This window comes from Massilia eburnea, assembly GCF_009720745.1.
In the GTDB taxonomy this organism is placed as follows: Bacteria; Pseudomonadota; Gammaproteobacteria; order Burkholderiales; family Burkholderiaceae_D; genus Rugamonas; species Rugamonas eburnea.
The window spans coordinates 1-24,680 of record NZ_WNKX01000042.1 but is presented as its reverse complement, the minus strand read 5'-3'; the positions used below and the strand labels follow the sequence as shown (position 1 = coordinate 24,680).

25 protein-coding genes and 1 rRNA gene are annotated in these 24,680 nt (G+C 60.5%); 11 read left to right on the top strand and 15 right to left on the bottom strand.

The features are described from left to right. Positions 1-367: 367 nt before the first annotated feature. From gyrB to dnaA, 3 genes are all read right to left on the bottom strand, one after another. On the bottom strand, positions 368-2,863 hold the full coding sequence (gene gyrB, locus GM658_RS27570; RefSeq protein ID WP_155457318.1) for a DNA topoisomerase (ATP-hydrolyzing) subunit B: 2,496 nt from the start codon (positions 2,861-2,863) through the stop codon (positions 368-370). A gap of 154 nt (positions 2,864-3,017) precedes the next feature. Beyond that, positions 3,018-4,124 (bottom strand): DNA polymerase III subunit beta, encoded by a 1,107-nt coding sequence (gene dnaN, locus GM658_RS27565; RefSeq protein WP_155457317.1) that lies wholly within the window; start codon positions 4,122-4,124, stop codon positions 3,018-3,020. A gap of 163 nt (positions 4,125-4,287) precedes the next feature. Continuing rightward, positions 4,288-5,679 carry a chromosomal replication initiator protein DnaA gene (gene dnaA / locus GM658_RS27560; RefSeq protein WP_155457316.1) on the bottom strand — a complete coding sequence of 464 codons (1,392 nt, stop codon included), beginning with the start codon at positions 5,677-5,679 and terminating at the stop codon, positions 4,288-4,290. A 430-nt stretch (positions 5,680-6,109) separates the two neighbouring features. On the opposite strand from dnaA, the gene rpmH reads away from it, so the two are divergent. From rpmH to GM658_RS27515, 9 genes are all read left to right on the top strand, one after another. Then, positions 6,110-6,247, top strand: a complete 138-nt coding sequence (rpmH, locus tag GM658_RS27555; RefSeq protein WP_078035393.1) for a 50S ribosomal protein L34 — start codon at positions 6,110-6,112, stop codon at positions 6,245-6,247. 21 nt (positions 6,248-6,268) lie between these two features. Beyond that, complete coding sequence (gene rnpA / locus GM658_RS27550) at positions 6,269-6,676, top strand: ribonuclease P protein component (protein WP_170299021.1); 408 nt, start codon at positions 6,269-6,271, stop codon at positions 6,674-6,676. Continuing rightward, on the top strand, positions 6,673-6,906 hold the full coding sequence (gene yidD, locus GM658_RS27545; protein WP_155457315.1) for a membrane protein insertion efficiency factor YidD: 234 nt from the start codon (positions 6,673-6,675) through the stop codon (positions 6,904-6,906). Before rnpA ends, yidD begins: the two co-directional genes overlap by 4 nt. An 8-nt stretch (positions 6,907-6,914) precedes the next feature. Continuing rightward, the gene (gene yidC, locus GM658_RS27540; protein ID WP_155457314.1) at positions 6,915-8,672 is read left to right on the top strand and encodes a membrane protein insertase YidC; all 1,758 of its coding nucleotides are present in this window, start codon (positions 6,915-6,917) and stop codon (positions 8,670-8,672) included. 165 nt (positions 8,673-8,837) lie between these two features. Then, complete coding sequence (gene mnmE / locus GM658_RS27535) at positions 8,838-10,217, top strand: tRNA uridine-5-carboxymethylaminomethyl(34) synthesis GTPase MnmE (RefSeq protein WP_155457313.1); 1,380 nt, start codon at positions 8,838-8,840, stop codon at positions 10,215-10,217. 94 nt (positions 10,218-10,311) lie between these two features. Next, positions 10,312-10,599 carry an autorepressor SdpR family transcription factor gene (locus GM658_RS27530; RefSeq protein WP_155457312.1) on the top strand — a complete coding sequence of 96 codons (288 nt, stop codon included), beginning with the start codon at positions 10,312-10,314 and terminating at the stop codon, positions 10,597-10,599. Beyond that, entirely contained in the window at positions 10,592-11,248 is a 657-nt protein-coding gene (locus GM658_RS27525; protein WP_155457311.1) for an SdpI family protein, read from the top strand. Before GM658_RS27530 ends, GM658_RS27525 begins: the two co-directional genes overlap by 8 nt. Next, positions 11,227-11,967, top strand: a complete 741-nt coding sequence (locus tag GM658_RS29690) for a CPBP family glutamic-type intramembrane protease (protein ID WP_170299020.1) — start codon at positions 11,227-11,229, stop codon at positions 11,965-11,967. The genes GM658_RS27525 and GM658_RS29690 overlap by 22 nt, the downstream gene beginning before the upstream one ends. Positions 11,968-12,159: 192 nt before the next feature. Then, the gene (locus GM658_RS27515; protein WP_155457309.1) at positions 12,160-12,348 is read left to right on the top strand and encodes a hypothetical protein; all 189 of its coding nucleotides are present in this window, start codon (positions 12,160-12,162) and stop codon (positions 12,346-12,348) included. A 6-nt stretch (positions 12,349-12,354) separates the two neighbouring features. Here GM658_RS27515 and GM658_RS27510 read toward each other — a convergent pair whose 3' ends face one another. Together GM658_RS27510 and GM658_RS27505 are read right to left on the bottom strand one after the other, a co-directional pair. Further along, a complete protein-coding gene (locus GM658_RS27510) occupies positions 12,355-12,954 on the bottom strand; it encodes an Hpt domain-containing protein (RefSeq protein ID WP_155457308.1) in 600 nt (199 codons plus the stop codon). Between the two features lie 48 nt (positions 12,955-13,002). Continuing rightward, positions 13,003-13,977, bottom strand: coding sequence for a CAP domain-containing protein (locus GM658_RS27505; RefSeq protein ID WP_155457307.1), 975 nt, complete (start codon positions 13,975-13,977; stop codon positions 13,003-13,005). A 113-nt stretch (positions 13,978-14,090) separates the two neighbouring features. Between GM658_RS27505 and pssA the strand changes: the two genes are divergently transcribed. Next, a complete protein-coding gene (gene pssA / locus GM658_RS27500; RefSeq protein WP_229417099.1) occupies positions 14,091-14,873 on the top strand; it encodes a CDP-diacylglycerol--serine O-phosphatidyltransferase in 783 nt (260 codons plus the stop codon). A gap of 45 nt (positions 14,874-14,918) precedes the next feature. Here pssA and GM658_RS27495 read toward each other — a convergent pair whose 3' ends face one another. The 10 genes from GM658_RS27495 to GM658_RS27450 are packed head-to-tail and all read right to left on the bottom strand — an operon-like array spanning position 14,919 to position 24,218. Continuing rightward, positions 14,919-15,794 carry an aldo/keto reductase gene (locus GM658_RS27495; protein ID WP_229417098.1) on the bottom strand — a complete coding sequence of 292 codons (876 nt, stop codon included), beginning with the start codon at positions 15,792-15,794 and terminating at the stop codon, positions 14,919-14,921. Beyond that, a complete protein-coding gene (locus GM658_RS27490; protein WP_155457306.1) occupies positions 15,794-16,939 on the bottom strand; it encodes a D-alanyl-D-alanine carboxypeptidase family protein in 1,146 nt (381 codons plus the stop codon). Before GM658_RS27490 ends, GM658_RS27495 begins: the two co-directional genes overlap by 1 nt. Positions 16,940-16,964: 25 nt before the next feature. Then, on the bottom strand, positions 16,965-17,591 hold the full coding sequence (locus tag GM658_RS27485) for an alpha/beta hydrolase (RefSeq protein WP_155457319.1): 627 nt from the start codon (positions 17,589-17,591) through the stop codon (positions 16,965-16,967). Continuing rightward, on the bottom strand, positions 17,591-17,914 hold the full coding sequence (locus GM658_RS27480; protein ID WP_155457305.1) for a (2Fe-2S) ferredoxin domain-containing protein: 324 nt from the start codon (positions 17,912-17,914) through the stop codon (positions 17,591-17,593). Before GM658_RS27480 ends, GM658_RS27485 begins: the two co-directional genes overlap by 1 nt. Before the next feature lie 27 nt (positions 17,915-17,941). Beyond that, complete coding sequence (locus GM658_RS27475) at positions 17,942-19,132, bottom strand: VanZ family protein (RefSeq protein WP_155457304.1); 1,191 nt, start codon at positions 19,130-19,132, stop codon at positions 17,942-17,944. Positions 19,133-19,135: 3 nt separating this feature from the next. Continuing rightward, a complete protein-coding gene (locus tag GM658_RS27470; protein ID WP_155457303.1) occupies positions 19,136-19,762 on the bottom strand; it encodes an ABC-type transport auxiliary lipoprotein family protein in 627 nt (208 codons plus the stop codon). A gap of 9 nt (positions 19,763-19,771) precedes the next feature. Then, on the bottom strand, positions 19,772-20,710 hold the full coding sequence (locus GM658_RS27465; RefSeq protein WP_155457302.1) for an MlaD family protein: 939 nt from the start codon (positions 20,708-20,710) through the stop codon (positions 19,772-19,774). A gap of 10 nt (positions 20,711-20,720) precedes the next feature. Further along, complete coding sequence (locus tag GM658_RS27460; protein WP_155457301.1) at positions 20,721-21,560, bottom strand: ABC transporter ATP-binding protein; 840 nt, start codon at positions 21,558-21,560, stop codon at positions 20,721-20,723. Then, positions 21,560-22,681 carry an MlaE family ABC transporter permease gene (locus GM658_RS27455; RefSeq protein ID WP_155457300.1) on the bottom strand — a complete coding sequence of 374 codons (1,122 nt, stop codon included), beginning with the start codon at positions 22,679-22,681 and terminating at the stop codon, positions 21,560-21,562. The genes GM658_RS27460 and GM658_RS27455 overlap by 1 nt, the downstream gene beginning before the upstream one ends. Positions 22,682-22,739: 58 nt before the next feature. Beyond that, complete coding sequence (locus GM658_RS27450; RefSeq protein ID WP_155457299.1) at positions 22,740-24,218, bottom strand: B12-binding domain-containing radical SAM protein; 1,479 nt, start codon at positions 24,216-24,218, stop codon at positions 22,740-22,742. 389 nt (positions 24,219-24,607) lie between these two features. Between GM658_RS27450 and GM658_RS27445 the strand changes: the two genes are divergently transcribed. After that, positions 24,608-24,680, top strand: a 16S ribosomal RNA gene (locus tag GM658_RS27445); the annotation flags it as partial.

Genomic DNA, 24,680 nt, shown 5'->3' with positions numbered 1-24,680 from the left:
TTTGAAGCAGCTTCATGAAGAACTAAGGGAGTTAGGCTTTGAAGGGTCTTACGACCGGGTCGCGGCGTTCGCGAGGGTATGGCGGGCGGGTCAAACTGATAGGGTCAATTCAGCTAGCAAACGCACAACAACTTGTTTGCAATTTCCGCAATTTTCGCTGTTTCCCCGGCCACGCTACCCCCTTAAGTTGTCCTTAGCAGTAAGGCATCATTCCATCGCGAAATTTCACTAATGTCAATGACCTTAGTTGTCAAATTGAACTGAAAGTTGATTTGGAAACAAAAAAGCCCACGCAGTGCATGGGCTTAGAAGTTGTTGCCAGGTAGTGGTTCCCAAAATGCCAGCTTTTGGGGCCTACTACACCATTTTATACGTCGATGTTCCCTGCGCGCAGCGCATTGGTCTCAATGAAGTTCCGTCGTGGTTCCACATCATCACCCATCAGCGTGGTGAAGATCTGGTCGGCGGCGATCGCGTCTTCGATCTGCACTTTCAGCAGGCGGCGGACGGTTGGGTCCATCGTGGTTTCCCACAGCTGTTCTGGATTCATCTCGCCCAGACCTTTGTAGCGCTGCTTGCTCACGGTGCGTTCCGCTTCGTCGCGCAGCCACTGCATGGCGTGGTGGAAGTCGACCACGGCGCTTTCCTTGGTGCGGTCGCCTTCGCCGCGGCGGATCACGGCGCCTTCGCCAATCAGGCCGGTGAAGGTGGCGGCGGCGTCGGCCAGCACTTTGTAGTCGGCGCCTTGCACGAAGTCGGCGTCGATCGCGGAAACCTTCACGTTACCGTGGTGCAGGCGTTCGATGCGCAGGGTGTGCTTGTCGGTCAGTTCGTCGGTGGTCACGGCAACCTTGACGGCGCTGTCATTGATGTTCGCTTCCAGCGCCTTGGCCGATGCCTGGGCGGAGTCCAGCGTGTCCAGGTTCAGCGTTACGCCGGTCATGATGGCGGTCAGCGCGGCGCGGTCGATCACGCGGGTCAGGCGGGTCATGATGGCGTTGGCCATGTTGTAGGTGCGTGCCAGTTCGCCCAGCGCTTCGCCCTGGATGATGTCGGCGCCTTCGCGCGGGGTCAGGGCGGCGGTGTTCAGCGCTACGTTCATCATGTAGCCGGCTTCTTCCAGGTCGTCCTTCAGGTAGCGCTCGTCGCGGCCGGCCTTTACCTTGTACAGCGGCGGCTGCGCAATGTAGATGTGGCCGCGTTCCACCAGCTGCGGCATCTGGCGGTAGAACAGCGTCAGCAGCAGGGTGCGGATGTGGGCGCCGTCGACGTCCGCGTCGGTCATGATGATGATGCGGTGGTAGCGCAGCTTTTCGATATTGAACTCGTCGGCGCCAATGCTGGTGCCCAGGGTGGCGATCAGCGTGGTGATCTGCTCGGAAGACAGCATCTTTTCGAAGCGTGCCTTCTCCACGTTCAGCACTTTGCCTCGCAGCGGCAGAATCGCCTGGAACTTGCGGTCGCGGCCCTGCTTGGCGGAGCCGCCTGCGGAGTCACCCTCGACGATGTACAGTTCGGACAGGGCTGGATCTTTTTCCTGGCAGTCGGCCAGCTTGGCGGACAGGCCCAGGCCGTCCATCACGCCTTTGCGGCGGGTCAGGTCGCGGGCCTTGCGCGCTGCTTCACGGGCGCGCGCTGCTTCCACGATCTTGCCGCAGATGATCTTGGCGTCGTTCGGCTTTTCCATCAGGAAGTCGGTCAGCGTCTTGGCGACGATTTCTTCCACCGGGCCGCGCACTTCGGACGATACCAGCTTGTCTTTGGTCTGGGACGAGAACTTCGGTTCCGGCACTTTCACGGACAGCACGCAGGTCAGGCCTTCGCGCATGTCGTCGCCGCTGATTTCTACCTTGGCCTTCTTGGCGAAGTCGTTTTCGTCGATGTACTTGTTGATCACGCGGGTCATTGCCGCGCGCAGGCCGGTCAGGTGGGTGCCGCCGTCGCGCTGCGGAATGTTGTTGGTGAAGCAGAGTACCTGTTCGTTGAAGGCGTCGTTCCATTGCATCGACACGTCCACCGAGATATTGGTGCCCTGGTCGGACTGGCGTTCGCCGGTGGCCTGGAAGACGGTCGGGTGCAGTACGGTCTTGGCTTTGTTGATGTATTCAACGAAGCCGCGGGTGCCGCCTTCGAAGGCGAACACTTCTTCCTTGCCGGTGCGCTGGTCGGTCAGCTTGATGTTGACGCCGTTGTTCAGGAAGGACAGTTCGCGGATACGCTTGGCCAGGATCTCGTAGTGGAACTCCACGTGGGTGAAGATCTCTTCGTCGGCCCAGAAGTGCACGTCGGTGCCGCGCTTGTCGGTTTCGCCGATTACTTTGATCGGGGAGACGGCCACGCCGTCGATCATTTCGATCTCGCGGTTCTGGGCGACGCCTTTGACGAATTCCATCTGGTGCACTTTGCCGTCGCGGCGGATGGTCACGCGCAGGAGCTTGGACAGTGCGTTCACGCAGCTGACGCCCACGCCGTGCAGGCCGCCGGAGACTTTGTAGGCGTTCTGGTCGAACTTGCCGCCGGCGTGCAGCTCGGTCAGCACGATTTCGGCTGCGGAGCGTTTTGGCTCGTGCTTGTCGTCCATCTTCAGGCCGACGGGGATGCCGCGGCCGTTGTCGGTGATCGAGATCGAGTTGTCGCTGTGGATGGTGACGTGGATCTCGGAGCAGTGGCCGGCCAGGGCTTCGTCAATCGAGTTGTCCAGCACCTCGAATACCAGGTGGTGCAGGCCGGTGCCGTCGGACGTGTCGCCGATGTACATGCCGGGACGCTTGCGGACTGCTTCCAGCCCTTCCAGGATCTGGATCGAGGAGGCGCCGTATTCTTCTGCTTTGGCCTTTGGTTGTTCGTTGTGGCTTTCGGACATGGACTGCTTTCTCTTTTAACGAATTACTTTTCTGCTCTTTTCTAAACCCGGTAAACCTAGGTCAGACCCAAGGGTCTGACCCTGTCGGCTCTACGGCCTGGGGCTTCGGCACACCGGGGGTCTGACCCTTGGGTCTGACCCCGATTTGCCGGGTTTAAATGCGCATCGGCATTACAACGTATTTAAAGTCTTGGTTCTCTGGAATCGAGATCAGCGCGGAGCTGTTGCTGTCGCCCAGTGCCACATTGACTTGGTCGCACTTCAGGTTATTCAGCACGTCCAGCAGGTAGGTCACGTTGAAGCCGATGTCCACGCTGTCGCCGCCGTAGTCGATTTCCAGTTCTTCAACCGCTTCTTCCTGGTCCGCGTTGGTGGACGAGATCTTCAGCGAGCCTGGGGTGATGATGCAGCGCACGCCCTTGAACTTATCGCTGGTCATGATCGCGGCGCGCTGCAGGGAGCGCAGCAGCTCTTCGCGGCCGATGGTGAAGTTGTTGGTGTAGCCCTTCGGGATCACGCGGGTGTAGTCAGGGAACTTGCCTTCCACCAGCTTGGAGATCAGCTCGATGTCGGCGAAGGTCAGCTTCACTTGCGATGCGGCGATATCCAGGGAGACTGCGTCGTCCGATTCTTCCAGCAGGCGTTGCAGCTCGATGATGGTCTTGCGCGGGATGATCACTTCTTCGCGGGCGAAGTTCTGGTCGGTCTCTACCTGGCAGAAGGCCAGGCGGTGGCCGTCGGTCGCTACGGCGATCACTTTGTTACCGTCCAAAACCAGCAGCAGGCCGTTCAGGTAGTAGCGGATGTCCTGCTGCGCCATCGAGAAGTGCACCATGTTGAACAGGTGCTTCAGGGTTTTTTGCGGCAGCTGGAACGATGCGGTGAAGCTTTCTGCTTGCTGCACGGTCGGGAATTCTTCGGCGGCCAGGGTCTGCAGGGCGAAGCGCGATTTGCCGCTTTGGACGGTCAGGCGCTTGTTCAGCAGGGTCATGGTCACGTCGCCGGCTTCCGGCAGCGCGCGCAGGATGTCCAGCAGCTTACGCGCGGCGACCGTGGTGCCGGTGACGTCGGCACCCGAGCCGATGTTCGCGTTGGTGGTGATCTGGACTTCCGTGTCGGTGGAGAGGAAAGAGACGCTTTCACCTTCCTTGCGGATGAGGATATTGGCCAGAATCGGCATAGTGTGCCGACGCTCGACAATACCGCTCACAATCTGCAGTGGCCGGAGAAGCGTGTCTCGGGTGGTTTTGACCAGTTGCATAAATATCCTCAGTTAATGGGTTGGTACGTTGGTTCTTTTGTTAACTCGACAGTATAGCAGTCTGGAACCCGGTAAACCTGGGTCAGACCCAAGGGTCCGACCCTGTCGGCGCCACATGTAGTGGAGGGGTCTGACCCTTGGGTCTGACCCGGTCTTACCGGGTTTAGCCTTTCAGCGTTTGTTCCAGCACATGCAACTCGTGATTGCACTCCGGGTTCTTGGTCCGATCCATCGCAATCTTGCGCACGGCGTGCAGCACGGTAGTGTGGTCGCGTCCTCCGAACAGTTCGCCGATTTCCGGCAGCGATTTCTGGGTCAGCTCCTTGGCCAGGTACATGGCGATCTGGCGCGGGCGAGCGATGTTGGCTGGGCGGCGCTTGGAATACATATCCGCCACCTTGATATTGAAGAAGTCCGCCACCGTCTTCTGGATGTTTTCCACAGAAATCTGGCGGTTCTGCACAGACAGCAGGTCCTTCAGCGCCTCTTTCACGATATCGATCGAAATATCCTTACCGTGGAAGCGGGAGTAAGCCAGGATCTTGCGCAGCGCGCCTTCCAGCTCACGCACGTTGGAGCGCAGGTGCTTGGCCACGAAGAAGGCGACGTCGTCGTTCAGGGTCACGCCTTCGGACTTGGCTTTCTTCAGCAGAATCGCCACGCGCATTTCCAGTTCCGGCGGCTCAATCGCCACCGTCAGGCCGGAGTCGAAGCGCGAGATCAGGCGGTCATCCATGCCGGTGATCTCTTTCGGATACGTATCCGAAGTGATGATGATCTGCTTCTTGGCCGCGATCAGCGCTTCAAACGCATAGAAGAATTCTTCCTGCGTGCGGGACTTCCCGCCGAAGAATTGAATATCGTCGATCAGCAGCATGTCCAGCGAGTGGTAGTAATGCTTGAAGTCGTCGAAACCCTTGCGTTGGTAAGCGGTCACTACGTCGCGAACGTACTGTTCTGCGTGGATGTAGCGGATGCGGGCGCCTGGCTGGTCGGCCATCACCTGGTTGCCGATTGCGTGGATCAAGTGGGTCTTACCCAGGCCCACGCCGCCGTAGAAGAACAGCGGGTTGTACGACACGCCGGGGTTGTTGGCCACCTGGATAGCGGCGGCGCGCGCCAGCTGGTTGGCCTTACCAGTCACGAAGGAGTCGAAGGTCAGGTCCGGGTTGATGCGGCTGTTTTCGCGGGTCTTCGGGTTCTGGTATTCGGCAGCGGCGGTCGGCGCGGCGGCGGCGGCCGGGCTTTCCGGGCGCATGTCGCTCAGCGGGCCGGAGACCACGGCGGGTGCGGCAGGCTTTTTCGGGGCGTGGGTACGCGGATCGAGCACGAACTGCACGTCGATCTGGGTTTCCCAGTACTGGCAGGCCAGGGCCGTGATGCGGCTCGCGAATTGGGTCTTTACCCAATCCAGCTTGAACCGGTTTGGCGCAGCAACGCGCAGCTTGTTGTCCTCGAAATCGAGGGGCACAAGCGGCTTAATCCAGGCGCTGAATTGTTGCGGCGTCAGCTCAAGCTCCAGCTGCTGGGAGCAGGACTGCCAGAAATTTTCCATGAATCTATCTATATGCAAAAAGTGTGGGAGGGCGTTCGAATCGCCACACGTAACGCGCTATTCTAGCCGCTAAGTCGGAAGTTATCCACAGGTTAACCGGAAATTTTGCACAAGCGTGCGGAGGTTGGTGTTTTTGCAACCAAACCCGGCACCCCCGGGTCAGACCCAAGGGGCAGACCCCTCCAGTGCAGGCCGCGCAGACAGGGTCAGACCCTTGGGTCTGACCCAGGTTTACCGGGTTTGGTGGTTGACACCGATCCGAAAAATCCTGATAATTCTGGGTTCCCCGCCCGTAGTCCGTGATTTTTCAAGATACGACGCGCGGATTTAGCGGGCAGTGAGATTGGCGCAGTGCGCGAAATGTCATTGGCACCAACATTTTTAGGGACACCATTCCCGTCCCGATTTTGTATTTTTAAGCGAGACCAACATGAAACGTACTTACCAACCTTCCGTTGTGCGTCGCAAGCGCACCCACGGCTTCCGCGCCCGTATGGCTACCCGTGGCGGCCGTCAAGTCCTGAACGCACGTCGTGCAAAAGGCCGCAAGCGTCTGGCCGTAGTTTAAGCCCGCTTGTAAGCTGATCGCGTGGAAAGCTGTCCTAACAGCTCGACAGGCGAAGGCAGACACGACTTCGCTCGCGCTCGGCGCATCATAAAAACGGATGAATTTTCATCCGTTTTTAGTTTGCGCCCAACGCAGAAGAGCGCGCACTTCGTGCTCTATACCCGCCAGAACCAGCTGCCGAATGCGCGGCTGGGCATTGTCGTTGCCAAACGCTTTGCACCGCGAGCAGTCACCCGCAACACCATCAAGCGCGTCACGCGCGAACTGTTCCGCGTTACCCAGCTTCCTTGCATTGACTGCGTGGTGCGCCTGTCGCGCCCCGTCAACAGCAAGGACGGCCCGGCCACCACGGCCAAACTGAAGGCCGAACTGCGCCAGGAACTGACGCGCCTCTTTGCACAAGCGAACAAGGGCAGGCCGGCGAAATGAAAACGCTGCTCACGATCCTGCTGCGCTTTTACCAATGGGTCATCCGTCCGCTGATGGGTGCACCGAGTTGCCGCTTTTACCCTAGCTGCTCCAACTACGCGCTCGAAGCTGTGCGCGAGCATGGTGCGGCTCAAGGCAGTTACCTGGCATTGCGCCGGGTATGCCGCTGCCATCCCTGGAACGCGGGCGGGGTCGATCCCGTGCCGCCCAAGCACTTCAACCACTCCTGAAGAACCGAATGGATATCAATAAACGCTCAATCCTGTGGATCGTCTTCGCGGTCTCGCTGGTTATCCTGTGGAATAACTGGATGATCTCGACCGGCAAGCCTTCCATGTTTGCTCCGGCTCCTGCCAAGCCTGTGGCTTCGGCATCGGCATCGGCGACTGCCGCCGGCACGCCTGCCGCTGTCGCCGCTTCCGCCGCCGCGGCAGCGACCACCGATGCAGTCGCAGCGCCGGTCAAGACCGAAATTGTGACCATCACCACCGATGTGATGCGTGTCGATATCGACACCCTGGGCGGTACCATCAAGCGCCTGGAACTGCTGAAGCACAAGGGCAGCAGCGATCCGGGCTGGATGAACGGCTGCTGGGGCCTGTTCGAGTTCTGCAAACCTAAGGGTGGCGAGCAGACCGAAGTCCTGTTCACCGAAAACGGCAAGCACACCTACCTGGGCGAAACTGGCCTGGTGAATGCGCCTGGGGTTGTGGGCCCGGCCCTGCCGAACCACCAGACCGCCTTCGTCGCCAAGCCTGGCGCGCGCATGCTGAACGATGCGAACCAGGTGCAACTGGTGCTGGAAGCAGAGCAGGGTGGCGTCAAGCTGACCAAGACCTTCACCTTCAAGAAGGGCGACTACGTGGTGGACGTACAGCACACCGTCACCAACACCAGCGCCGCGCCAGTCGCACCGCAGCTGTACCTGCAGCTGAAGCATGACGGCACCCAGCCTCCAAGCTCCGGCTTCATGAGCGCGGGCGGCTTCATCGCTCCGAGCATGTACACCTCGGAATCGAAGTACAAGAAGTACGAGTTCAAGAAGATCGAGAAGGATGCCGAGACCCAGAAGGAAAATCCGGGCAAGCCATTCACGCCAGATCATGTGACCAAGGCGGACGATGGCTGGGTCGCTATTGCGCAGCACTTCTTCGTATCGGCCTTCGTGCCGCAGGATAAGCTGCCGCGCGATATCTTCACCAAGAAAGAAGGCGAGAACCTGTACTCGATCGGCGTCGTGCAGCCGCTGGGCACCCTGGCGCCAGGCGCCTCCGTGACCAACAACGCCAAGCTGTACTCCGGTCCGCAGAACACCGAAGCCCTGAAGCAAGTGACCGAAGGCCTGGACCTGGTCAAGGACTACGGCTGGCTGGCAATCGTTGCACGTCCGATGTGGGCCGCGATGGATGCGATCCACTCCGTGGTTGGCAACTGGGGCTGGACCATCATCGCCTTCACCATTGCGATCAAGCTGCTGTTCTTCCCACTGTCCGCTGCTTCTTTCCGCTCGATGGCGAAGATGAAGACTGTGACGCCGAAGATGACCGCGATCCGCGAGCGCTACAAAGGCGACCCGCAGAAGATGAACCAGGCCATGATGGAGCTGTACAAAACCGAGAAGATCAATCCTCTCGGCGGCTGCCTGCCTATCCTGGTGCAGATGCCTGTGTTTATCGCCCTGTACTGGGTGCTGAATGCGTCGGTCGAAATGCGCGGTGCTCCATGGGCGCTGTGGATCACCGACCTGACCCAGCACGACCCATGGGCGATCCTGCCGGTGCTGTATGCGATTTCGATGTACATCACTACCCGCCTGAACCCGCAGCCAGCGGATCCGGTGCAGGCAAAGATGATGATGTTCATGCCGATTGCGTTCTCGGTCATGTTCTTCTTCTTCCCATCCGGCCTGGTGCTGTACTGGGTGGTCAACAATCTGCTGTCGATTGCACAGCAGTGGGTGATTACCAAGAAGTTAGAGGTTGGCGTAGCCAAGTAAGTGATAAGAAGCCCGCGCCAGCCGCGGGCTTTTTTTCAACCCCGGTAAACCCGGGTCAGACCCAAGGGTCAGACCCTGTCTGAGCGACGGCCTGCAGCTTCTGCCGGTCGGGTCAGACCCTTGGGTCTGACCCAGGTTTACCGGGTTTAAGAATAAAATCAGCAAATGAACCTAGACTCCTCCCCCATCGCAGCAATCGCCACCGCCCCCGGCCGCGGCGGCATTGGCGTCGTCCGCGCCAGCGGCAAGAACCTGCGCGCACTAGCAGAAGTCCTCTTCAACGGCACCGAACTAAAGCCCCGCCATGCCACCTACATCCCCTTCACCCAAGCGGATGGCACGGTCATCGACCAGGGCATCGCGATCTACTTCAAAGCCCCGCACTCCTACACCGGCGAAGACGTCATCGAGCTGCAAGGCCACGGCGGCCCCATCGTCCTGCAAATGCTCCTGCAGCGAGTCCTGGAGGCCGGCGCGGAGCAAGGCCTGCGCCTGGCCGAACCCGGCGAATTCACCCGCCGCGCCTACCTGAACGACAAGCTGGACCTGGCCCAGGCCGAAGCTGTCGCCGACCTGATTGACGCCTCCACCGAAGCCGCTGCCAAATCCGCGTCAGCGTCCCTGTCCGGCGCCTTCTCGCAAACCATCCACGCCCTGGTCGAGCGCGTGACCCACCTGCGCATGCTGGTCGAAGCCACGCTCGACTTCCCCGAAGAAGAAATCGACTTCCTCGAAAAATCCGACGCCCGCGGCCAACTGAAAGGCATCGTCGAAGCCCTCGACCAGGTCTTCAAGCAAGCCAGCCAAGGCGCCCTGCTGCGCGAAGGCCTGAACGTGGTACTGGTCGGCCAGCCCAACGTCGGCAAGTCCTCACTTCTGAACGCCCTGGCCGGCGCCGAAGTCGCCATCGTCACCCCGATCGCCGGCACCACGCGCGACAAGGTCAGCGAAACCATCCAAATCGAAGGCATCCCGCTGAACATCATCGACACCGCCGGCATCCGCGGCCACGATGAAGCGGTGGACGTGGTGGAACGCATCGGCATTGAACGCACCTGGGGCGAAGTAGGCAAGGCCGACGTCATCCTGCACCTGCTGGACGCCGATCACGGCCCCACCCGGCATGACGAAGCCATCGTCGCCAACTTCCCGCAAGGCGTACCGGTGCTGCGCATCTGGAACAAGATCGACCTCTCCGGCCACAAGCCCTCGGTCGACGAAATGCCCGATGCGACCCACATCTACCTCTCCGCCAACGAGAAGACCGGCATCGACCTGCTGCGCGCGGAACTGCTGCGCATCGCCGGCTGGCAGCAGACCGGCGAATCGCTCTACCTCGCCCGTGAACGCCACCTGATCGCGCTGCGCAACGCCTCGCGCCACCTCGACTACGCCGGCCAGCACGCCGCGCAGACCGATCAGTCACTGGACCTCTTCGCAGAAGAGCTGCGCCTGGCGCAAGTCCAGCTGTCCACGATCACCGGCGAGTTCTCTTCAGACGACCTGCTGGGCGTCATCTTCTCCCGCTTCTGCATCGGCAAGTGAACGAAAAAGGGGTACGTCCCCTTTTTCCGGAAAAGGGGACGTACCCCTTTTTCGAGCTTGACTTTCTATTTCGGTATTTGGCAAAATACAAAACATGGATAAGGTATTCAAAGCACTGGCCGACCCTTCCCGCCGCCGCATCCTGCAGTTGCTGCGCGAGCGGGAAATGACTGCCGGCGAAATCGCGGATCATTTTGATCTCTCCAAGCCGACGTTGTCGGGCCACTTCGCCGTGCTGCGCGAGGCGGGCCTCGTACTGGCCGAAAAAAACAAGACGACGATTACCTATCGCTTGAACATGTCCGTTCTCGAGGAGGCCTTGCTTGGGTTCGCGGACACCTTTGAAATTGGTCGCCAAACGAAAGGGAAGAAGCATGCTTAGTCATCGCGCCAACGTCACTGCATCGGCGCTTCTTGCCGTCATGGCCTGCGCTGCGGCGCGCGTGTTGTTTGAAGTGCCGTTCACCACACCGCTCGCCATCCATTTCGATGCAGCTGGCAATCCCAATGGCTGGGCGCCCGCCTGGATCGCACTGGCCCTCATTCCGCTGATCGCGCTTGGCTTGCTCGGCCTGGCGGCCTTACTGCCGAAAATCGGTCCGCGTAGCGCCAACCTGTTTCGCTCCCAGTCGGCCGTGCAGACCATTTTCCTTGCTGTGCTGGGGCTTCTCACCGCTGTGCAACTGGTGATCGTCGCCCAAGCGCTGCATGTCGTGATGATTGTGGCGCGGATCATCCCTTGTGCGGTGGGCCTGCTGCTCGTCTTCACAGGTAACGTCCTTGGCAAGATGCGCTGGAATTACACGATCGGTATCCGTACACCCTGGACGCTGGCCAACGAGCGCGTGTGGGATCATACCCATCGCTTCGCGGGACGTCTGTTCGTGGCGATTGGCGCCCTGGTCGCCATAGGCGTCTGGTGGAAGCCTGTGCAGGGACACGAAGCGGCATTGATGATGACAGGCGCCGTTGCCATCGTTGTCCTGCCGGTGCTGCGTTCGTACCAGCTGTGGAAGGCACACCAGGCATGAAGCCAAGGCTGATTGCGGGAGGCTTTGCCGCCGGTCTTCCCGGTGTGATTGCTGTCAACCTGATGATCGTGCCTACCATGCTGGCGGGGAAAGCGCTCTCGGTGCCAATGTGGGTCGCGCAACTGGCTTCCACGCTTCAGAGCTGCGTCATGCTGGCGATCGCTTTATGCGTGGGCGCCTTCCTCGCGCCGAAGGTCGGCTTGCGCACGCCGCTGCTCACGGCCTGGGCCTCGCACACGCCGCTCGTCAACGCGGGCAAGCCGTTGGTCGTTCCAGGACTGGCAGGTGGTGCGCTGGGCGCCGCGCTGATTTTGCTGATTGCTCAGTTCACGCCGCCGGAGATGAAGACGGATGTACAGATCCCCGCGCTGGCGCGCGTGCTGTATGGCGGCATCACCGAAGAGCTGGTGATGCGCTGGGGCTTCATGACCCTCGTCGCCTGGATCCTACGGCGCCTGTTCCAGTGCGGCGTTGCCAAGCCGTCGGCCGCGGTCATGATCGCAGCGATCATCCTCGCTGCGCTGATGTTCGGCGCCTTGCACCTGCCTGCGGCGGCTTTGCTGGTCAAGCAGCTCACGCCCGGTGTGATCGCCTGGGTCATGGTGGGCAATGCGTCGTTCTCTCTGATCGCGGGATGGTTGTACTGGAAGGCCGGCCTTGAAGCGGCGATCATCGCGCACATCACTACCCACATCGGCGTCCTGCTCTTCACCATGTGATGTCACGGAACTAAGTCCTATCGCGCCTGCATATCCAATAAGAATATTTTTGTTTCTTTTGGTGCGCTGGCGCACGTTGCGCCCCCCATGCCTCGGATTTAATCCTGCTATTATTTTGTTGAGGCAGGTCATGCTCCTGTCTGGGCAATGCAGTAACCTTGAAGCCAAGGCCAGTCTGTAAAGGGGAATACCGTGGAGACGCAACAAGAAATCCCACCCGCTGAAAGTGTCGCGACGGCCAAGCGCCCGAGCGGCGTGCGCCAGTCATTGCCGCCGAAGGGCTCGTGCTGGTACTGTGAAAAACCGTTGGATGCCGTGCGCCGCTTCTGCGGCAAGGAATGCGCGGATTCCTTCGATGAAGAGGCGCATTACACCGGCTGAATCAGCTCAGAGTTCCATCTCCAGCGCATCCAGCGCCGTTTCGAAATCGAAGGCATGTGTCGCCGCCGCCAGCATCTGGAAGGTAGGCACACCCAGCGCAGCCGCCAGCACAGGCGCCGATTTCTCCACCAGGTCGATCGCCGCACCATCGCCGTCACGCAGCAACTCCACCAGCTCTTCGATCAGTACGCGCAACTGCGCTGGATCGATCGCGGCCGCATCGCTTGGCGCGACATGGTCGCCATGTTCGCGTAACAATTCGTCGATGCTGGCGCAGGTTTCGCCAAGCAGCACATTGAGGTGTTCGAGCAGCGTGGCGATATCAGCGCCGCAGGCAATGGCGTTCTCCACCAGCACCGACTGGTCGTGCACCAATTGCGCTCCGATCAGGCCCGCAGAACCTTTCAGCGAATGCGCGGCCAGTTGCGCCTGTGCTTCCAGGCGTTGCGACAGCAGGGTGGAAATGCGCGTGCAGGAATCGCGATGGTCTTGCAGGAAGCGGCACAGGATTTGCAGATAGAGCGCGCGCTCGCCCATCAGGCGATCCAGTCCCTCCTCGACGTCGAGGCGCAGGCGTGTTGGTGCGCTGGAATGTGAATTGCTCATCAGGACAGAATTTAGCACTCTGTCCTGATGCGGGCTAGTGGACGGACTCTATTTTGTCGTAAATGACCAATTTTTCGAGACCGGAAGCTTGTCGACAGTGCCAGTGAAGCTCACGTCATACGTCGTGTTGGAGGTCAGTGGTGTCAGCGGAATAATGGCCACTGCGTGCTGCGTCGTTCCACCTTCGTCGGTGTTGGATACGGTGCGCGTCAACATATTCGTCCCATTGTGCGGACGGACGGTGAAACTGGTCACCGTTATGCCGGTGCCGCCGATGTCCGAGTGCACGCTGATCGGATAGCCCACCGTATTCTGGTTGGGTACCGGGTCTGGCGATTCGGTATCGCTATCGAAAGAGGTAGGCACTGCAGTCTGTTTGTCAGCCGGGTAAGCCACAATATTCCCGACCCCCAGGCCTGGGCCGGCACCATTGGTGTAGGCCATGTCGGCGGTGAAGTAGGTGTAGCCGTCGCCGCGCGTCGAAGCGCCGGTGCCCATTTCCCTGAATTGCGGTTCAAAGATCACGAAGCGGTGATAGATCGCTGTGATCAGTTCTTCCGCGTGGTAGAAGCCTGATTTGTCGCCGGCGGCGGAAATCACTTCGCCATAGGCCCAGCCACCGCTGAAGGTGTAGCCGGCGGCCTGCATGCGTGCTTTCGGATCGACGCCGGTAAAGCCAGCGTTGCCGGATACCTCGTCGTGCGACACCGTGTTATTCAGCCGCAGGTAATTAGAGTGCGCGACGGCTGCGACATTGAGGAACTGATTACACGTCAGCATACTCAGGCCAATCCCGGAGCGGCGGTAATTGAACCAGTTGAAGCCATCAATCGCTGTATCGCCCGTAGCGACAGGAAGGCCAGCCTGCGAGACGACGCAGTTGGACGGTGGGGGTGTGACCGGCGGCTGGTTCGTTACAGGTGGCGAACTGCTGCCGCCACCGCCTCCGCCGCCGCAGGCGGTGAGCAGTGCAGCGGCCAGCAAGGCGGGTAACTTTCGGTTCAAGGTATCGAACGAATACATGTTGGGCTCCTTCATGCGCCGATTCTATGCCAATTTCAAGCAAGATGTGTTTCTTTTACGATTCGCTGGTCGAGGTAAAATAGCCATTCCATTTTGACCATCATTGCTTTAATTTGAATACTCAACGCCAACAGCGACTGCAACGTGCAAAATTTGCATTACCGAGTTCGGTGACGCTGCTTTCGATCGCATGCGGATTTGCCAGCATTGTGATCTCAGTCGACAACGCCCATTTGGGGTTCTCCCAGGATTACCGCCTGGCCGCCTTCCTGCTGGTGCTGGCCGGGATTTTTGATGCGCTGGATGGCTTTGTGGCGCGCGCCACCGGCACCAGTTCGGATTTCGGCGTGCAGCTTGATTCCATTGCGGACGTGATGAACTTCGGCTGCGCTCCTGCGGTGCTGCTGTATTGCTATGGCTTCGTGCAAATGGGGCCGGCGGATCCTACCTTGCTGCGCATCGGCGGGATTGCGGCGTTCTTCTTTGTCGCTTGCGGGGCTTTGCGCCTGGCGCGCTTCAATGTGAATGTGGGGCGTACCGATCCTAAGTATTTCGTGGGGATGCCGATTACTGCCGGTGCGGCGTGCGTAGCCTCGGTGGTGGTGGCGTGGCCGGACTCGCCGGATACGCGTCTTGAGGGGTATTACATTGTGGCGCTGCTGTTTGTTGTTGGCAGCTTTATGGTGTCGACCATTCGTTTTCCTAGCTCGAAGCAGAAGAAGTCGGCGGCGGCGCTGGTGCTGCTGGCGGTGAATGTGGGACTGCTGGTTTGGCTGCGGGCTTATTACTTTGTGCTGTTCTTTGTGGTGTATATCGCGTTCACCGTTGGGCTGAACCTGGCTTGGCGGAGCGGGTGGAAGGGGATTGCGCCGCCGCAGACGTTTCCGGACGATTGAACCCCAAACCCGGTAAACCTGGGTCAGACCCTGGTTTACCGGGTTTCAGGCCACCTCATGTCCGCGCGCCGCACGCAGAATCTCAAACCACTGCGGCCGGCTCAGCGAAAATTGCGTCGCCTCCACCGCCACCTCGATCGATTCAATCCGCCCCGACCCGGTCAAAGGCACCGGCCTGCACGGCAACTGCATAATCCACGCAAACACCACACTGGCAAACGGACGATTCAATTCATCCGCCACTTCCTTGATCTTCAAGCGCAGGCGCTCGCCCTGCTCATCACCCGCAGTGAACAGGCGCCCGCCGCCCAGCGGTGACCAGATCATCGGCTGCACACCCAAGTCCTGCAGTCCATCAAACGTCTCATCAAACATCGGATCCAGATGCAGCGGCGAAAACTCCACCTGGTTGGTCACCAGCGGCACGCGCTTGTTAAGCGTCTCAAACTGATGCCGTGAAAAGTTCGATACCCCGAACTCCTTCACCTTGCCCTCGGACCGCAAGCGCTGGAACGTATGCGCCACTTCGTCGAAATCCATCAAGGGATCCGGACGATGGATCAGCAGCAGGTCCAGGTAGTCCGTGCGCAGCTCTTTCAGCGAATTTTCAACCGACGCCACGATATGCGACGAGCTGGTGTCGTAATGCTGGATGGTATGCGTCGGGCGGCGACCGGAAATCAGCTTGATGCCGCATTTGCTCACAATCTGGATCTGCGAGCGCAGCGAAGGCTTCAAGGCCAGCGCCTCGCCGAACAGGCCCTCCACGCCATAGCCGCCGTAAATGTCGGCATGGTCGAAGGAAGTCACGCCCAGCGCGATGCACTGCTCAATGAAGGCCAGCCGCTGCTGTGGCGTCATGTCCCATTCGGTCATGCGCCACATGCCCGCGACGATGCGGGAAAGCTCCAGCTTCGCCATTATTTCAGCCACAGGCGCACGGAATCCCATGCGCGGCCGAAGATCGAAGCCTGGTCAACCTGCTGCAGCGCCACGACTGGGAGTTCCAGCAGCGGCTTGCCGTCCACCATCATCTTCAGGGTGCCGACCTTGGCGTTGGCCGGAATCGGCGCGACCAGCGGGTCCTTGCGCTCCAGCACAGGCTTCATCTTGGCGGCCACGCCTTTCGGCACGGTGACCAGCACGTCGCTGGTGAAGCCGATCTTCACGTTCGACTGCGAGCCTTTCCAGACCTCCGGCGTGTCGATGGCCTGGCCTTTGGAGTACAGCTTCACGGTGTCGAAGTTCTGGAAACCCCAGTTCAGCAGCTTCTGGCTTTCGGCAGTACGGGTACCGTCGGAATTGGTGCCCATCACCACGGAGATCAGGCGGCGTTCCAGGTTGCCGGCAGGGCGCTTGGCCGAAGCCACCATGCAGTAGCCGGCGGATTCGGTGTGGCCGGTCTTCATGCCGTCCACGGTCGGATCGAGCCACAGCAGGCGGTTGCGGTTCTGCTGGGTGATCTTGTTGTAGGTGAAGCTCTTCACCGAGTCGATCTTGTAAAACTCCGGGTAGTCCTGGATCACGTGGCGCGCCAGGGTCGAGAGGTCGCGCGCGGTGGTGTAGTTCTCCGGCGATGGCAGGCCGTGCGGGTTGGCAAAGTGCGAGTTGGTCATGCCCATGCGCTGCGCTTCGCGGTTCATCAGGGTGACGAAGGCCGATTCGTCGCCGGCGACGGCTTCCGCCAGGGCGACGGCGGCGTCATTCCCGGATTGGACCATCAGGCCGTACAGCAGGTCGCTGATCGAGACCGGGGTGGCGGGATCGATGAACATCTTCGACGAGCTGGAATCGACTTTCCATGCTTTGACCGAGACGTTCACCTTCTGGTCCATGGACAGCTTCTTGTCCTTGATCGCCTGGAAGGTCAGGTAGGCGGTCATGATCTTGGTCAGGGAGGCCGGTTCGACGCGCGAATCCGGATCCTGGGCGGCGATCATTTGTCCGCTGGTGGAGTCCAGCAGCAGCCAGGATTTGGCGGCGATGGTTGGCGGCGGCAGGGTCTGCGCCACGGCGGAACTCATGAGCAGGACACTGGTTGCCAGTGCAGCGATGATTTTTTTCATAGTGATTCTTTAGGGAGTTGCAAAGCTATTTGTTATTCCACAAGGCGATCACCCAGTTCTTGATGTGACCGAGCTTGCGGTGGAAGAAATGGTCCGCGCCGGGGATCACGATCACAGGAATGTCCTGCGGGCGTGCGTAATCCAGCACGTCGATCAGCGGGATCGTGTCGTCGTTCTCGCCGTGAATCAGGATGGTGTCCGCCGGTACGTTGGCGATTTCCCATTTGGCAGCTGCGGTGCCGACCAGCACCAGGCGCTCGGCCGGGGTGCCGGCAGCGGCCAGGCGCTGCGCCAGGTGCGACTGCACAAAGGTGCCGAACGAGAAGCCCGACAGCGAAACCGGCAGGCCAGGGTACTTCTGCACCATGTGCTGGTACAGGATCATCATGTCGTCGGTTTCGCCGTGGCCGTGGTCATGCACGCCCTCGGATGCGCCGACGCCGCGGAAGTTGATGCGTGCCGCCACATAGCCCAGCGTCACGAAGGTGCGCGCCAGCGTCTGCGCTACCTTGTTCTCCATGGTGCCGCCGTACAGCGGGTGCGGGTGGGCCACCAGGGCGATGCCTTTCGGCTCGCCGGCCGGCAGGTCGAGCAGGCCTTCCATCAGGCCGGCGTTGCCCTGCAGCGTAAACTTCTCGGAAAACTTGTTCATCATTCTTTAATCTTCAATCTCTCTACTTCTACTCCGTTGACCAGGTGGCTGTCGACGATTTCGTCGATGTCGGCGGTGTCAACGTAGGTGTACCAGGTGCCTTCGGGATAGACCACGGCCACCGGACCGTGCTCGCAGCGGTCCAGGCAACCGGCGGAATTGATGCGCACTTTGCCGGCGCCGTTCAGGTTCAACTCCTTGCAGCGCTTCTTGGCGTGCTTCTGGGCGGCTTCCGCGCCGCGCGGGCCGCAGCTTTCGCGGCCGTCATCACGGTGGTTCGTACAGAAGAACACGTGATGCTTGTAGTATTGGTTGTCGCTCATCTGAAGCCTCTTTTTCAATGCAGGCGCTTATTTTACAGGCGTTTCGCGCGTTTCCTTGTTCAGCTTGTGGGATGGCAGGCAAAGGAACCATAGCGCCGCCAGCGGCCAGGCCAGCGACAGGAACTGCGCCGCGCCGTAGAAGTTCAGGAATTTGCCTTGCGCCCAGTTTTGCAGCGTTTCGCTGAAATAGGGGTTGGTCGGGGTGGTGTTGACGATCAAAAGGCTGAGCAGCAGGGTGGCCACCGCCAGCCGGCGCTGCGCCACGTGGGGCGCGAAAATCAGGCCCCCCAGCATGATCACCCCGATCAGGAAGCCGGCTTGCGCGCCCGGGGTGACCCAGGCGAAGGCAGCTTCGGGGCCGAGCTGCAGCGCGGTCGACAGGGATTTCACCAGCACGGCGGCGGCTACCAGCAGGACCACCAGCGGCGCGCGCGGCGCCGGCTTGCGCAGGATGCACAGCAAGGTCAGGGCCGCGCCCACCATGCCGCAGGCCGTCACGATGGTTTCGGACAGCCAGTACTGTTCCACCGTCAGCGACACGTCCGGCCGCACCATGGAGCCCAGGTCGATTTCCATATCCAGCAATTCGCTGAGCCACTCCGACAGGATGGGCAGCAGCTGGCCGAGGCCGAACAGGAAACCCTGCGGGTAAATCTGGGTCAATGGCCAGAGCGCCGCCAGCACCATGCCCTGGCTGGCATGCTGGGCGAACCATTGCTGCCGCAGCTTGTAGGCATTGCTGCTGTCCATCAGCTTTTTCGCAGTCAGCACGCCGATGAAGGCGCCGGCGACCGAACCGAGCGTGTTGGTGTAAAAGTCCAGGTTGGACGAGACGCGCGTCGGCAGATAGGTTTGCACCGCTTCCATCGTGCCGGAGAGCAGCAGGCCGGCCACGCTGGCAAGCAGGAAAGCCCAGAAGCCCGTCACCTTCGGCCGCATGGCGTACACCAGCAGCATGCCGAAGGGGATGTAGCCAAGCACGTTGATGCCTGCGTCGAAGCCGGTCCAGTAGCGCGGCAGCCTGGTCGTTTCAAGGAAGATGAACGGCGACAGCCCCTGGTTCTGCCAGCCGGAGAAAGGGAACCAGCTGGCATACACGATCAACACCGTGTAAGCCAGCAGCGTTGCGCGCGCTACCGGCGAGCCCCTGCGCAACGCCGGCACGGGAGCCGGCGCGGGCGTTGGCGTATGGGCTGGTGCGGGCGCTTCTTCGCTCATGACTTACTGCGGCATGGATGCCAGCCAGGCCAGGATATCGGCGGCGATGCCGTCCGTGCATTCGGCCAGTGCGCTCGCGCCGCCCGCTGCATCGGCGCTTGGCGCGCGCACGGTGCGGGTGAAGGTGCGCTGGTCGACCAGCTTGTGGTTGCGGAATACCGAGGCACGCATCGAGATGCTGGCGCTGCTTTGGGTGGCGCTGTCAAAACTCTGCGAAAAATCGTCGGCCTCCATGCGCAGCAGCGGCAGGCCGCCGGCGGAATCGGTAGTGGAAACAACCTTCACGCCGGCCTGCGCAATGCGTGCTTTCAGGCGCTGCGACATCATTTGCAGCGGCGTGACCGCCCAGCTGTTGTAGGCGTAAGGGCGCGACTGCAGCGCGTCGGCATACATCAGGCGATAGTACATGCGCTGCGAATCGAGCGATGCCGGACCGCTGACGTCGGCGATCACGATGGCTGGCATGGCCAGGATCCTCGCACCGTCCGTGCCGCCGGTGGCCGTGCTGGCGGCAGGCAGCGGGGCGCCCATCGGGCCGAAGTCGTAAGTGGTAGGTTGCGGCCCCTTGCTGGCGCAGCCTGCCAATGCGGCGGCGGCAACAATGGCGATCAGGATGATGTTCTTCTTCATTGCTGGTCCTTATTTGCCGGAAGGGTCAAAGCCTGGTTCGCCCGGGCCTGGCGGAGTAGCCGGTGCGCCAAACAGGATGCTTTGCGGACGGTCGCTCAGGTTGTTCATGGTGCGGCGAACCGCCCGCATCGACGACTTGGTTTCATCGGCCAGGCCGGTCACGCCGGGCAGCGTCTCCAGCTCAACCCCGCTGGCCACTGCCTCGACCGAGGTGGTGGCGCGGTCAACGGAGGTAGTCAGGCGCTGCACGGCGCCATTCGGACCTTGCAGCGAAACCACAACTTTGTTTGCTTCGTTGGCCAGGGTGTCCACCGACCGCAAGGCCTGGTCGCCGTGCTCCATCAGGGCCGGAATCTTCTGCACCGCCGGATCGAGGCGCGCCGCCAGGTCCCGGTACGATTGCGCTGCATCGCTGACATCACTGAACGCGCCCAGCATCTTTTTCTGGTTATCGTCGTTGAGGAAGTTATTGAGCTTCCTGGTTACTTCTTCTGCTTGCCCCAGGATCGCCGTGCCGCGTTTTTCCAGCTGGTCGAACAGGCCAGGACGCAGCGGGATTCGGCTTGGGTTGCCTTTGCTGGTGGCGAGCTCCGGCGAGCCGGTGGCCTCGTCATCCAGCTGGATATAGGCGATGCCCGTCACGCCCTGGTAACCGAGGGTCGCGTAAGTAGTCTTGGTGATCGGCGTCGCAGGGTCGATGCTCAGGTGGATCAGGATCTGGCCCGCCAGCTTGGGATCGAAGTCGATGTCGTCGACCTTGCCGACTTCCAGGCCGCGGTAGCGCACCGCCGCTTGCGGGTTCAGCCCCGGCACCGACTGGGAAGTCGCGATCAGGTAAGGTTCGTATTTGACCCGGTCCCGGTTGAACCATATGCCGAACAGGATGGCCGCGATCAGCAGCGCGATCGTGAACAAGCCTGTCATCAAAGCGTGAGATCTGTTTTCCATGCCTTGCTCCTTATTCCAGGGCCTCTAGCGCGCGCTTGCCGCGGTCGCCCAGGAAGAATTCCTTGATAAACGGGTGATCGGTCTTGATCACCTCGCGTGTTGGCCCGATGGCCAGCACATGTTTTTCCGCCAGCACCGCGATGCGCGTCGAGAGCGCAAACAGCGTATCCAGGTCGTGCGTCACCATCACCACCGTCAGTCCCAGCTCGCGGTGCAGGGACTTGATCAGCGAGACGAAGCTCTCCGATAAATCCGGATCGAGGCCGGCGGTCGGCTCGTCCAGGAACAGCAGCTTCGGCTCGAGGGCCAGTGCCCGCGCCAGCGCCACGCGCTTGATCATGCCGCCCGACAGGTCGCTCGGCATCTTGTTCGCGTGTTCCGGCCCCAGGCCCACCATATTCATTTTCAGCAGCACCGCATCGCGGATCAGCTGCTGGGGCAGGGTGCCCAGTTCCATCATCGGCTGCGCGATATTCTCGAACACGGTCAGCGCCGAATACAGGGCGCCCTGCTGGAACAGCATGCCCCAGTGGTTGCGCAACTCCTGCAAGTGATCGGAGGAGGCTACCGTGATGTCCTCGCCAAAGATGCGCACGCAACCCTTGGTTGGGCGCTCCAGGCCCAGCATCTGCCGCAGCAGCACCGTCTTGCCGGTGCCCGAGCCGCCCACGATCGACAGGATCTCGCCGTTCTCGATGGTCAGGTTCAGGTCATTATGGATGACGGTGCGGCCGAATTTGGTCTGCAGGTTGGTGATCTCGACCACCGGCACGCTGCCGTCCAGCGTCAGCTTGCCCTCGGTTTCGGGGCAGGCGCAGCTTTCTTCCGGTACCTGCGGCTGGTCGTTCATCAGTAACCCACTCCATTGAAGACGATCGCGAACACCGCGTTCGCCAGGATCACCACCGTAATCGCCGTCACCACGGACGTCGTCGTGCCATGCCCCAGGCTTTCCGTATTCGGCTTGATGCGCAGGCCAAAGTGGCAGGACACCATCGCAATCAGCATGCCGAACACCGCGCCCTTGAACAGGCCGATGTAATAGTTAGCTATCGGCACCACCTGCGGCAGCTTCATGATGAAGTAGCGCACCGACAGGTTCAATTCCACTTTCGCCGCCAGCATGCCGCCGATCAGCGCCGCCGCATCGGTCCAGATCACCAGCAGCGGCATCGAGATCGCCAGCGCAATCACCTTCGGCAGGATCAGGCGGTAGCCGTGGGATATGCCCATCACCAGCATCGCATCCAGTTCTTCGGTCACGCGCATCACCCCCAATTGGGCCGTGATTGCCGATCCGGAGCGGCCCGCCACCAGGATCGCCGCCATCAGCGGCCCCAGTTCGCGGATCACCGACATGCCGAGCAGGTTGACCAGGTAAATATCGCCGCCAAAGTTACGCAGCTGCTGCGCCGACAGGTAGGACAGCACCACCCCGATCAGGAATCCCACCAGCGCCGTAATGCCAAGCGCCTGGAAACCTGCATGGAAAATATTCGCCGAAATCTCGCGCCACGGCCCGCGCACCGGGTTTGCCGCAAAACGCGCCGCATCCTGCACCACCGAGCCAATCAGCTGCACGAAGCCGCGCATATGTTCGAGGAAGTGCAGGATGCCGAAACCCAGCGCGGTCACCCAGCCGAAATGCTGCTTGCGGGCGCGCGGGAATTCCAGCCTGCCGGCCGTCTCGATGCGCTTGAAGATTTCTTCCTGGCCGTCGGCCAGCTTCAATTTGGCGGGACGCTTGTAGTCCCATGCTTGCCACAGCCACTGCGCGCCGACGTGGTCCAGCATTTCAACGCCGCTCAAGTCCCATTCGACCGCGTGAATATCCTTCACATGGTCAATGCAACCGGAAATCGCCTTGATCACTCGTTTGCTGGCGAGCGCACTGACTTGCCAGGTCCCCGCGGCGGAAACCGTGTGCCCGTCTGGGCTGACAGATAACGTTGGCTCTTGAGCAATAGGCATGCCGCCAGTGTAAAAGAGTTTCGCCTGTCGCGCCACCCGAGACGCCGGGTGGAAGCGGTCAGGCAGCGAGGTGCCGCACCTGCCGCGCCGGCGCTGCGGAAGCTGGTGCCGCCGCCTTCTGCTTCACCCCATGCCCGTCGCGCGCCAGCAGCTCAGTCACCGTTGCCGGCGCCATGCCGGTCTCGCCCAGCCAGCGGCCTACCATCACCGCCAGGCGATCGAGCGCGATGCGGTGCGTTGCATCGGTATTGGCATAAATCCAATCCGAAAACGCCATGAACGACTTGAAGGGCGTTTCGCCCAGCAGTACCGGCACCGTATGGGTAAATCGTCCCGAATTCGCCACAAGATCCCAATAGCGCGCGAATCGCACCAGGCGCTGCATGGTCGAAAAATCAATATCCCGGTTTGCCAGGATCGTATAAGGCGGGTAGGGGTCATACACCATGCCAAATTCCTGGGTATGACGAATGATCGGCGTCCCGCGCAAGCGCTTCAGGATACCGAACTGGATTTCATGCGGGCCGAGGGCCCACAGCTTGTCGAAACCTTCGGCAAAGCTGTCCACCGTTTCGCCCGGCAGACCGGCGATCAAGTCCACATGCATATGCACGTCCGAGTGATCGCACAGCCAGCGGATGTTGTCGGCAGCCTTCGCGTTATCCTGCTTACGGGAGATATTCGCCTGCACCACCGGGTTGAAGCTCTGGATGCCGATTTCGAACTGCAGCGTCCCCGGCGGGAATTTCGCAATACCTTCCTTGAGTGCATCCGGCAGATGGTCCGGCACCAGCTCAAAGTGCGCATAGACCGGATCATCCGGCGCCGCCGCCAGCTTATTGAGGAAGAACTGCATGATCTTCAGGCTGGTCTTGATGTTCAGGTTAAAGGTCCGGTCGACAAACTTGAAGGTACGCGCCCCGCGTGCATGCAGCGCCTCCATCTCCGCCAGGAAGGCGTCGATATTGAACGGCCACGCGGTCTTGTCCAGGGCGGACAGGCAGAACTCGCACTTGAACGGACAGCCGCGCGAAGCCTCTACATATAAGGTGCGGTGCGCGATGTCCTCGTCCGAATAGAGCGTGTAGGGCAGGGTGATCTCCGCCATCGGAGGCTGCACCCCCGCATGCACCTTCATCAAAGGCTTCGGTCCATTCAGGATCTCGCCGCACAGTCTAGGGAAGGTCACGTCGCCCCAGCCGGTTACGACATAGTCGGCGAGCCGCGCAATTTCCTGTTCGCCCGTTTCATAGGAGACTTCCGGTCCGCCAAGCACGATAACAAGGTGGGGCGCCACGCGCTTCAGCGTCGCGACCAGGCGGCAGGTCTCCTCGACGTTCCATATATAGACGCCGAAGCCAACGATCTTCGGCTGTGCGGCCAGGATGCGCTCCACCATCTCGGTCGTCTTCGCACCGATCACGAATTCCTGGATGCGCGTCTGCGCCTGCAGCTCGCCCATATTGGCAAGCAGGTAGCGCAGGCCCAGCGAAGCGTGGGTGTAGCGGGCGTTGAGTGTGGAGAGAAGGATGGTCATGGCGGCTGCAGTAATACGGTATTACGAAACCATGCATTTTACCCTTGCGGAGTCGGCGCCGGTCGGCTATAGTTCTGTCCCTCGCAACGCAGCAACGTCAACGACGAAGCAGCGAAGCGAAAAAGATGGGGTTGACGAGATAGACGAAATACTGCATAATCTCGCTTCTCTGCTGCTGACAAACACAACGCTTTGTCGAACAACGCAGCGATCTTTAAAAATCAACAGTCGATAAGTGTGGGCGTTTGACGATATGCCCGGACCTTCGGGTCCGATGCTCAAAATATACGTTATAACGCTCGCACAAAATATATTAAACGTAATCTCGAAAGAGATTCGTCAGTATTTTGAGTGAGTGACCTCGGTAGCAATACCGAAAAACAGAGATTGAACTGAAGAGTTTGATCCTGGCTCAGATTGAACGCTGGCGGCATGCTTTACACATGCAAGTCGAACGGCAGC

Excerpts from the sequence above, each read along its gene's own strand:
- gyrB (WP_155457318.1), bottom strand. The coding sequence starts at position 2,863 with ATGTCCGAAAGCCACAACGAACAACCAAAGGCCAAAGCAGAAGAATAC.
- dnaN (WP_155457317.1), bottom strand. The coding sequence starts at position 4,124 with ATGCAACTGGTCAAAACCACCCGAGACACGCTTCTCCGGCCACTGCAG.
- dnaA (WP_155457316.1), bottom strand. The coding sequence starts at position 5,679 with ATGGAAAATTTCTGGCAGTCCTGCTCCCAGCAGCTGGAGCTTGAGCTG.
- rpmH (WP_078035393.1), top strand. The coding sequence starts at position 6,110 with ATGAAACGTACTTACCAACCTTCCGTTGTGCGTCGCAAGCGCACCCAC.
- yidD (WP_155457315.1), top strand. The coding sequence starts at position 6,673 with ATGAAAACGCTGCTCACGATCCTGCTGCGCTTTTACCAATGGGTCATC.
- yidC (WP_155457314.1), top strand. The coding sequence starts at position 6,915 with ATGGATATCAATAAACGCTCAATCCTGTGGATCGTCTTCGCGGTCTCG.
- mnmE (WP_155457313.1), top strand. The coding sequence starts at position 8,838 with ATGAACCTAGACTCCTCCCCCATCGCAGCAATCGCCACCGCCCCCGGC.
- GM658_RS27530 (WP_155457312.1), top strand. The coding sequence starts at position 10,312 with ATGGATAAGGTATTCAAAGCACTGGCCGACCCTTCCCGCCGCCGCATC.
- GM658_RS27525 (WP_155457311.1), top strand. The coding sequence starts at position 10,592 with ATGCTTAGTCATCGCGCCAACGTCACTGCATCGGCGCTTCTTGCCGTC.
- GM658_RS27510 (WP_155457308.1), bottom strand. The coding sequence starts at position 12,954 with ATGAGCAATTCACATTCCAGCGCACCAACACGCCTGCGCCTCGACGTC.
- GM658_RS27505 (WP_155457307.1), bottom strand. The coding sequence starts at position 13,977 with ATGTATTCGTTCGATACCTTGAACCGAAAGTTACCCGCCTTGCTGGCC.
- GM658_RS27495 (WP_229417098.1), bottom strand. The coding sequence starts at position 15,794 with ATGGCGAAGCTGGAGCTTTCCCGCATCGTCGCGGGCATGTGGCGCATG.
- GM658_RS27490 (WP_155457306.1), bottom strand. The coding sequence starts at position 16,939 with ATGAAAAAAATCATCGCTGCACTGGCAACCAGTGTCCTGCTCATGAGT.
- GM658_RS27485 (WP_155457319.1), bottom strand. The coding sequence starts at position 17,591 with ATGAACAAGTTTTCCGAGAAGTTTACGCTGCAGGGCAACGCCGGCCTG.
- GM658_RS27480 (WP_155457305.1), bottom strand. The coding sequence starts at position 17,914 with ATGAGCGACAACCAATACTACAAGCATCACGTGTTCTTCTGTACGAAC.
- GM658_RS27475 (WP_155457304.1), bottom strand. The coding sequence starts at position 19,132 with ATGAGCGAAGAAGCGCCCGCACCAGCCCATACGCCAACGCCCGCGCCG.
- GM658_RS27470 (WP_155457303.1), bottom strand. The coding sequence starts at position 19,762 with ATGAAGAAGAACATCATCCTGATCGCCATTGTTGCCGCCGCCGCATTG.
- GM658_RS27465 (WP_155457302.1), bottom strand. The coding sequence starts at position 20,710 with ATGGAAAACAGATCTCACGCTTTGATGACAGGCTTGTTCACGATCGCG.
- GM658_RS27460 (WP_155457301.1), bottom strand. The coding sequence starts at position 21,560 with ATGAACGACCAGCCGCAGGTACCGGAAGAAAGCTGCGCCTGCCCCGAA.
- GM658_RS27455 (WP_155457300.1), bottom strand. The coding sequence starts at position 22,681 with ATGCCTATTGCTCAAGAGCCAACGTTATCTGTCAGCCCAGACGGGCAC.
- GM658_RS27450 (WP_155457299.1), bottom strand. The coding sequence starts at position 24,218 with ATGACCATCCTTCTCTCCACACTCAACGCCCGCTACACCCACGCTTCG.